At 61.9% G+C, this 8,008-nt stretch carries 8 protein-coding genes and 1 pseudogene; all 9 read right to left on the bottom strand.

The window, feature by feature from the left end; all coding sequences use genetic code 11:
* On the bottom strand, nucleotides 1-419 hold a 419-nt coding region (locus tag IB264_RS32695; RefSeq protein ID WP_192435109.1), incomplete at its 3' end, for an aminotransferase class I/II-fold pyridoxal phosphate-dependent enzyme.
* A 174-nt stretch (nucleotides 420-593) separates the two neighbouring features.
* A pseudogene (locus tag IB264_RS32690) lies at nucleotides 594-1,675 on the bottom strand (NAD/NADP octopine/nopaline dehydrogenase family protein).
* Nucleotides 1,676-1,720: 45 nt separating this feature from the next.
* The gene (locus IB264_RS32685; RefSeq protein ID WP_025431397.1) at nucleotides 1,721-2,332 is read right to left on the bottom strand and encodes a helix-turn-helix domain-containing protein; all 612 of its coding nucleotides are present in this window, start codon (nucleotides 2,330-2,332) and stop codon (nucleotides 1,721-1,723) included.
* 41 nt (nucleotides 2,333-2,373) lie between these two features.
* The gene (locus tag IB264_RS32680; protein WP_192435108.1) at nucleotides 2,374-2,949 is read right to left on the bottom strand and encodes a peroxidase-related enzyme; all 576 of its coding nucleotides are present in this window, start codon (nucleotides 2,947-2,949) and stop codon (nucleotides 2,374-2,376) included.
* A complete protein-coding gene (locus IB264_RS32675; protein ID WP_041692984.1) occupies nucleotides 2,946-3,446 on the bottom strand; it encodes a CMD domain-containing protein in 501 nt (166 codons plus the stop codon). Before IB264_RS32675 ends, IB264_RS32680 begins: the two co-directional genes overlap by 4 nt.
* Nucleotides 3,447-3,455: 9 nt before the next feature.
* The gene (locus tag IB264_RS32670) at nucleotides 3,456-4,949 is read right to left on the bottom strand and encodes an NAD(P)/FAD-dependent oxidoreductase (protein WP_025431400.1); all 1,494 of its coding nucleotides are present in this window, start codon (nucleotides 4,947-4,949) and stop codon (nucleotides 3,456-3,458) included.
* A gap of 93 nt (nucleotides 4,950-5,042) precedes the next feature.
* A complete protein-coding gene (locus tag IB264_RS32665; protein ID WP_025431401.1) occupies nucleotides 5,043-6,128 on the bottom strand; it encodes an ABC transporter ATP-binding protein in 1,086 nt (361 codons plus the stop codon).
* Nucleotides 6,128-6,922 (bottom strand): ABC transporter permease, encoded by a 795-nt coding sequence (locus IB264_RS32660; protein ID WP_025431402.1) that lies wholly within the window; start codon nucleotides 6,920-6,922, stop codon nucleotides 6,128-6,130. The genes IB264_RS32665 and IB264_RS32660 overlap by 1 nt, the downstream gene beginning before the upstream one ends.
* Nucleotides 6,922-7,908 (bottom strand): ABC transporter permease, encoded by a 987-nt coding sequence (locus tag IB264_RS32655; RefSeq protein WP_025431403.1) that lies wholly within the window; start codon nucleotides 7,906-7,908, stop codon nucleotides 6,922-6,924. The genes IB264_RS32660 and IB264_RS32655 overlap by 1 nt, the downstream gene beginning before the upstream one ends.
* Nucleotides 7,909-8,008 lie beyond the last annotated feature (100 nt).

Here is an 8,008-nt window from a genome sequence, read left to right as displayed (position 1 = left end):
ATGATCGAGGCGTGGTTCAAGGCGTCGGAGATGATCGCGTCCTCTTCGCCCAGCAGCGTCTCGAACAGGCCGCCATTGGCGTCGAAACAGGAGGAATAAAGGATCGTGTCTTCCAGGCCGAGGAAGGAGGAGATCCGCGCCTCCAGCTGCTTGTGCTCTTCCTGCGTGCCGCAGATGAAGCGTACCGACGCCATACCGTAGCCGTAACGATCGAGCGCCTTTTTGCCGGCCTCAGTCAGTTCCGCATTGTCGGCCAGGCCGAGATAGTTGTTGGCGCAGAAGTTCAGCACCCGCTCGCCCGAGGCAACCCCGATCTCGCCCGCCTGCTTCGAGACGATCACCCGCTCCGACTTGTAGAGACCGGATGATTTCAAGCCATCGAGTTCGGAGCGGAGGTGGGAAAGAAAAGCATTGGTCATGGCAGGTAAAGCCTCTTGCCGGCGACACACTTCCGTGTCGCAGCACTGGGAAATCCATATTGAACAACGAGGACCGGGCTGTTGCCCGATCGTTTGCCACAATCGCCCGGCCTTCACGCACGATCGGCGGGCTGGCTGCCGCGAGCGCGTGAAAGCGGGCAATCAGGACTGAAGTCAGGCCGCCGCGGCAAACCCGTTGCGGCACAGCTCCTTGAGCTCGTCCAGCGACATCGCGTCGAGATCAAGGGCCGTCAGAAGGTCGTTCTCCGCAGTGAAATCACGGCCATACATCGCCGAGAAAATTCGGATGCCCGCCTCGTGCAGTTCCGCGGGATGGCCTGCGAGACGTCCGATCTTCGCCGTCATGACCAGACCGAAGGGCACGTCTTCCGTCACGTAGCGGCTATCGGCGGTGGTCGGGCCGCTGCCGCCATTGCCGGCTTCGTGCATCTCCTGATTCATCTGGGAGATGGAGCTCATCGGCACGTGGAATGACAGATGAAAGTGCTGAAAGATATTGCGCACCTCAAGTCCGAGCTTGCTGGCGATGGCGATGCGCTCCCGGTCGAGATCCTCAAGAAGGCGTCCGACGTTCGGCGTCACGTTCTGGCCCTGGCTCCAGCTTTCGCCGCGCTCCATGCGGGTCATGTTGCCGAGCGCGATGCCCATATGGTTCTGCGGATTGAGGTTGGAAAGCGCGATCGCCATCAGGCTGCCGCGGTCGAGGAAACGGTCGCCGAACAAGGACTGGCAGATCGAGAGCCCCTTGGCGCTCTCGGATGCCGGCACCGTCGCGAGATCGACCTGCTTGCGGATCGTGTTCACATTGACCGAGGTCGGGCTCAACTGCCTGCCCGACACAGCTGTCGTGCCCCAGGCAACGATCGGAACGACGACGCCGCGTGCGGCCAGCAGGCGGGACAGGTACAGCGCGCCAAACGAGGCGTGCGAACTGAAGATGACGATCTGTCCCGGGGTAATGTGCGGTGCAATCGCATCGAGGACAGTCTTGTGACCATAGGCCGGCAGCGCGATGACGAGCGCCTCGGCATCGGCGACGAGATCTTCGGCACTTGTTGCAACGGCCGGATGGAAGGTGTCCTTGATCGCGCCTTCCGCAACCAGCGCCTGGCCGCTGGCCAAGGCACGCGTCCGTTCGCCGGATGGAGACCACAAGGTCACCTTGTGGCCTGCTGCTCAACAAGCGCCGCCGTTCCAAAAGCGATCGAACCCGCCCCGACTATTCCTACCCGCATTATCATTCCCTTTTCTGCTCATGAATTCGGCCCGCTGGCCGATCGTTATTTCGGACGTATCGACGTTCTCGGCGTGTTCGGCCCGACATCGCCGGACGCAACCACCAGGAATGCCCCCGCCCCGACAGGACCGACGCTTGTCAGCGAATGGGGGACGTCGGCGGCATAGCGCGCCGTTTCTCCGGCCCGAACGATCATGGTGTTGTCTGCGCTGCGCACCACGATCTCACCCTTGGTGCAGTGCAGATGCTCAACGGTGCCTGCCCCATGCGGGTCGCTCACCAGTTCCCCTTCAGCCTCAAAACTCAGCAGATACCATTCGATCAGCGACACCATGCTGGCCGGTGACAGGATCTGCAGCGTGCAACTGCCGTCCGCACTGCGGATGGTCGGCGTCAGGTTTCCCGGTTGGAGATCGATGATGGAACCGCCGCGCTCTTCGCTTGCGCCGCTGACCAGACTGTTGAGGTCGATCTTGAGCGCACGCGTCAGATGCCACAGCGTTCCGTAGGTCGGGTTGGCATTGCCGCGCTCAATCTCCGACAGCATGGAGCGCGATACGCCGGACATTGCAGCCAGTTCGGCGAGTGTCAGATTCAACTCTTTTCGATATGCCTGCAAGCGCGGCCCGATCTCGGGCGGGTTGACCAACACCATGGCTTGTCCCTCTTTGCCAATCGAGTGAGTGTCTCCTCCTGTCATTCCCTGATCGGTTCGCCGAGCGTATGCATAAGCCGGTTGGCCCAGCCGAACAGAGACGTGGACAGGATGAGATCGAGGATTTCCTCCTTACCTAAACCAGCCTCCACCAGCGCCGCCATATCATCGGCGCTTGCTTCGGACGGGCATTTCGAAAGTTTGACCGCAAACTTCAAGATCGCCTTCAACCGCGGGTCGATCTCGGCATCGACGCCATCGGCAAAAATGGACGCAATCACATCGGTGCTTTTGGTCAACTGGTTGTAGCGACTGGCATGAACCGCCGCACAGTAGACGCAACGGTTGACGATGGAAGCACCGACGGCGCCGATCTCGCGCTCGGCGCGTGACAGGCCGCCACTATTATACATGACACCGTTGAAGAGCGGGCTTCTGTGCGTCAGCGTTTCGACATCATGCGCCAGCACCAGCACATAGTCCGAGACCTTGGTGTTGGATGGAGTGACCTTGAGCGCTTCGAGCTGCTCGGCGCTCGCGTCCGCCAGCTTGAGCGGGGTCACATAAGGCCTCCAGACCGGGATATCGGTGGTCAAGTCGTGCACGATCTCGCTCATGCCAGCCCCCTCATCAACTCCAGGCCGACGGCAACCCTGATCTGGTAGCTGACGAAGGCGACGAGTTCTGAAAGCCGCACGATGTCGTCATCGGCAAGACCCGCTTCCTGCAACAATTCGATGTCACGGCGGGTTGCCTGCTTCGGCGCATGCGCCACCAGGTCGACGTGGCGGATCAGCGCCTTGGCACGGATATCGCTGCCACCATCGAACCAGATATCGGCCATCCGGGCAGCGGCGTCGGGCGCACCGGCTTTTTCCAGCAAAGCCTCGAAATGATCCTCGAAGGCTTTATGGTCATTGATCTTTGCAATGCGCCAGGCAAGTGCTGCGCGCTCGGCATGCGACAGGCCTCCGGGATTTTCCGGCGTCAGCGCACTGTCATGTGTCTTCTGGGTCAGCGCCATGATGTCCGCGCGCGCCGATAGCACGCCGGCCATCGCGCTGCCGGGCTCGATGCCGACGATCGCGGCAATCACGTCCTCGTTTTCAGCCATGTGATCCTCCTATGCCTGCTTGCGATCGTTGACCGCTACGCTGTCCGGCAAGGGCGATGCCGTCCATTCGTCGCCGCGCAATTCGGGCGTGTCGTAGTCAAGCAAACGCTGCCAATATTGGTCGAAATTCTCTGAGTAGAGCTTGGCGGCGATCTCCCGCACCAGCCACGACGCGCCTTCACTTATGCCCGGAATGTCGCCACTCACCTTGCCGAGGCTGGCGGCAGCGCCCGAGTTGAAGCTGTGGATGTTGGCAAGCCACGGCGCCTGGCCTGGTTCGCGCTCGAGGAAACTGAAATCGTCGGCGAGATAGGGGAACCGGCCGAGTTGGTCATTCTCCTCGCTTTCAGGCGGCGTGAATCGGTCCTGCCACAAAAGGATCTTGTCGGCGTAGCCGTCGAGTTCCTTGCGCGCCAGCGGATCGACCCCAAAGCCGGTGCCGAGGATAAGGAAATCCGCGCGGACCGACTTGCCTTGCGACGTCTCGATGACGATTTCGCCGCCGTCGAGTTCGACACTTTCGACGGCGGCGTCAAAATGGAAATAGGCGTTGGGATGGCGGCTGACGCGCATCGTCGACCCACGCGGCGCCGGCGTCTGGGTGCGCAGCGAGTAGTTCATGATCTGCCACCGCCTGGCGTCACCCAGCTGCGGGAACGCAGCGGTGAAGCCGAACGAGCCGATACCCATCAGTTTGTTGATGCAGGGCATTTCCTTGCGCCGGATGAGATGGCGGACTTCGGCAGCCCCCGCTTCCAGCGCCTCGGCGGCGTTGTCGACCGCCGAGGCGCCGACCCCGACAACCACGACCCGCTTGCCGCTGAGGGCAGCAAAGTCGATCTCGTGGGAGGAATGCGCCCAGTATTTCTCCGGCAGATCGCCGACGAAGTCGGGAATGCTGGGATGCCCCATGCCGTCGCGGCCGGTTGCCATCACCACCTTCCGGGTAAGCACCGACGTTTCCCGCGCGCCCTGGCCTGTTATCGCCAACCGCATGAAAGCGCCCTCGGGCTGGATCGCCTTGACCTCGACGCCGTTTTCGACCGGCAGATCGAGCACCTTGCGGTACCAGCGCAGATACTCCATCCACATCGGGCGGGGGATCTTGTCGAGCTTGGCCCATGCGTCATTGCCGAACTGGGCAACGTGCCAGGCGCGGAAGGTGAGCGAGGCCATGCCATATGCCGGGCCGGTCAGTTGCTTGGGCGAACGCAGAGTCTCCATGCGCGCATAGGTCAGCCAGGGCCCTTCGAGGCCCTCTTCGCTGCGATCGAAGATGCGGATATTCTGAATGCCGGCGCCGATCAGAGCGAAACTGGCCACCAGGCCGCACATGCCGCCACCGATGACGACGACGTCATGGACCTGTTCATCAGAGGCGGTGGGCACAACCCAGTTTGCCGGCGGATAGCACAGGCAGGCAAGATCGTCGCGGACACGCTGTTCCAGCTCCAGCAGGCTCGTCGCCGCCGATGGGATCGGTGTCTCTACGTTATAAGCCATGGTTCACCTCCGTCGGCCGATGGAACTTGGGGTTCGCATTGGCCGCCTTGCCTGCTTAGGACCCGCACCAATGCGATGCGCGCCGTTGGTTGATTAGTTGTGAGCGTGCCGGTCGGGAATGACCGTCGCCGTCTCGGGCTTCCAACCGACCCAGATGTCCTCGCCGTTAAGTTGCGCGACATCGCTTGGATGCACAAGGGTGTTGAGCAAGGTGCCCGCGCCGACTTCGACCATCAGCGAGGTGTGGTTGCCCTTGAACACCCGTTGACGGATCTTGCCCTTGATGCGGTTTCCGCTGGTCGGCTCGCTCGCCGAACAATGGATCGCCTCCGGGCGCAGGACCACGTAGAGATGCTCGCCGACCTTCGGCGAAAGCCCGCCTTGGTTTGCCGTGATGGTGATGCCGTTCCAGCTGAGAGCCGCGACATCGCCTTCGGTTCCGACAACGGTACTGCGCAACAGGTTGGTCTCACCGATGAAGTTGGCGACGAAGACCGAGCCGGGGCGGCCGTACAGCGTGTGGGGATCGCCCATCTGCTCGATCCGGCCCTTGTTCATGACCACGATCGTGTCGGACATGGTCAACGCTTCTTCCTGATCGTGGGTGACGAACATGAAGGTCTTGCCGGTCTTTTCCTGGATGGCCTTGAGCTCGATCTGCATCTGCTGACGCAGCTTGGCGTCGAGTGCGGAAAGCGGCTCATCGAGCAGCAGCACGTCCGGATCCGGCGCAAGGGCGCGCATGAGCGCGACGCGCTGGCGCTGACCGCCGGACAGCTCCGCCGGCAGGCGATTGGCATAGTCCTGGAGCTGGACCAGTTCCAGGAGTTCCGATACCCGGCGATGAATCGCCTGGTTGTCGAGGCCCTTCAGCTCGAGGCCGAAGGCAATGTTCTTGGCAACAGTCATATGCGGAAATAGCGCATAGTCCTGGAAGACGATGTTAACGTTGCGCTTGTTGGGCGGAACCTTGGTGACGTCCTTGCCCCTCAGCAGGATGCGGCCGGATGTCGGCGTTTCGAAACCGCCAAGCATGCGAAGCGACGTCGACTTTCCGCAACCGGAAGGTCCGAGCAAGGTGACGAACTTGCCAGCCTCGATGCTCAGGTTCAGGTTGTCGACGGCGACGTGTTTGCCGTAGCTCTTGTTGACATTGTCGAATTGGACGACGGGTTCCATCAGCGGGTCCTCGCGCGGCGGGTGAGATGTTCGGCGTACAGTCCGACCGCGGCCGTAACCACGAGGACAAGCGTCGCCATTGCGTTGATTTCAGGAGACATGCCGCCCTGCACCTTGGCGAAGATCAGCATGGGCAGGGTCGGGCGATAGCCGCCAAGGAAGAAGGTGCGGACAAAATCGTCGATCGACAGAAGCACACAGAAGATCATGCCACCGAGCAGCGCCGGTCCGAGATAGGGCAGCGTCACGCGGAAGAAGGCAACGACGCTGTCGGCACCGAGATCGCGTGCCGCATCGACGAGGTTGCCGGGCATCGAGCGCAGGCGGGTGAGCGCCATAACGACGACGAAGGGCACGGCGTGCACGGTGTGGCCGAGGATGACGGCCGCCGTACCCGTCGGCATGTCGATGGTCGAGATGAAGATGCGCAGTGAGATCGCTGAGATCATGCCCGGGACGACCGCCGGCAGACAGGCGAGCGCGAAGATGATGACCTGGCCGCGGACGCCCTCGGCAACGATCAGCATGGCGATCCAGACACCGAGGATTGTCGCCGCAAGCGTCGTCGCTCCCGCGATCATGATGGAATAGAGGCAGGCTTCCAGGAACTGCTTGTCCTGCATCACCTTGACGTACCAGTCAAACGTCCACTCCCCGATCGGGAAGGCGACGAAATTGGCGCCCTTGAAGCTCATGGCCATCATCAGCGTGAGCGGCAGAAGCAGATAGAGGATGAAGGCCCAATAGAACGCGGTCAGTGATGCGCGCGGGGCATCGGAAAACAGATTGCGCATTAGATTGCTCTCCTTTTACGCCCACCGACCAGCCGCATGAAGATGGCGGCGGCGACAAGTGCGGTCACCAGCATGATCAGGGCGAAGGCGGCGCCGACCGGCCACTTGTCGCTGGCACCATGGAAGAAACCGCTGATCGTTTCGGGAAACAGCACGGTGTTGGGGCCGCCGAGCAGCATGGGGGTGGCAAAGACGCCGATACATGTCAGGAAGACCAGGCAGCACCCCGATACGATGCCATCGCGCGACAGCGGCAGGATGATCCGGCGGAAGCGCGTGAACGGCCCGGCGCCGAGATCGGCAGCCGCATCCAGCAACGGCGACGGGATCTTTTCGATCGCCGAATAAAGCGGCAGCAGCATGTAGAGGCAGATCAGGTAGACAAGGCCGAAGCCCAGCGAGAACGACGTATAAAGCATCGGAATCGGCCGGTCGATCAGGCCGATCTCGCGCAGCAGAACGTTGACGGCGCCGCGGTTGGCAAGCAGCATGATCACCGAAAACGTCCGGATCAGTTCGCCCGCCCAGAACGGCACGAGCAACAACAGCAGCGCCTTGGAGCGGCCCTCCGGCCTGACGACCTTGGCGACGTAGTAGGCAACCGGATAGACAACGACCAGGGTCGCGGCGGTCGCGACGGTGGCAAAGATGAAGCTCTTGATCAGCGGCGTGAAATAGATCGCTTCCCGGAAGAAGATCGCATAGTTGTCGAGGGTGAAGCGCGACTCCACGCCCGGCTGAACCGGGTAATGGGACAGGAGGCTGATCTTCAGCATCTGATAGATCGGCCCGACATGCAGCATGATCAGCCAGATCATCGGCACACCGGCCAGAAGGATGATGCGACCGATCCGCGATTCCACCGCCGCCCCCAGCGTTTTCCGGTAAAGCGAGGAGTTGACCACCTTGGCTATGCCGGTGGAATATCTCGGCACGGCCGCATCGCGCACCGTGCCGTATCCGGCTGTCGTGTTGCTAGTCACCATTAGACGATCTCAGTTGGCGCAGCCCGACCAGTGCCGCGCGGCGTCGCCGGCGGTCAGTCATTGCGCGTTGTTGGCTGGAAGGGGCCAGCAGGCCGGCCAC

Source organism: Ensifer sp. ENS11 (genome assembly GCF_014851895.1).
Lineage (GTDB): Bacteria > Pseudomonadota > Alphaproteobacteria > Rhizobiales > Rhizobiaceae > Ensifer > Ensifer canadensis.
The sequence above is the reverse complement of the archived record's forward strand: the minus strand, read 5'-3'. Positions and strand labels throughout refer to the sequence as shown.

What these genes read in the sequence shown, in the direction of transcription:
- IB264_RS32665 (WP_025431401.1), bottom strand. Translation starts at nt 6,128, where the DNA reads ATGGAACCCGTCGTCCAATTCGACAATGTCAACAAGAGCTACGGCAAA.
- IB264_RS32685 (WP_025431397.1), bottom strand. Translation starts at nt 2,332, where the DNA reads ATGGTGTTGGTCAACCCGCCCGAGATCGGGCCGCGCTTGCAGGCATAT.
- IB264_RS32675 (WP_041692984.1), bottom strand. Translation starts at nt 3,446, where the DNA reads ATGGCTGAAAACGAGGACGTGATTGCCGCGATCGTCGGCATCGAGCCC.
- IB264_RS32670 (WP_025431400.1), bottom strand. Translation starts at nt 4,949, where the DNA reads ATGGCTTATAACGTAGAGACACCGATCCCATCGGCGGCGACGAGCCTG.
- IB264_RS32660 (WP_025431402.1), bottom strand. Translation starts at nt 6,922, where the DNA reads ATGCGCAATCTGTTTTCCGATGCCCCGCGCGCATCACTGACCGCGTTC.
- IB264_RS32680 (WP_192435108.1), bottom strand. Translation starts at nt 2,949, where the DNA reads ATGAGCGAGATCGTGCACGACTTGACCACCGATATCCCGGTCTGGAGG.
- IB264_RS32655 (WP_025431403.1), bottom strand. Translation starts at nt 7,908, where the DNA reads ATGGTGACTAGCAACACGACAGCCGGATACGGCACGGTGCGCGATGCG.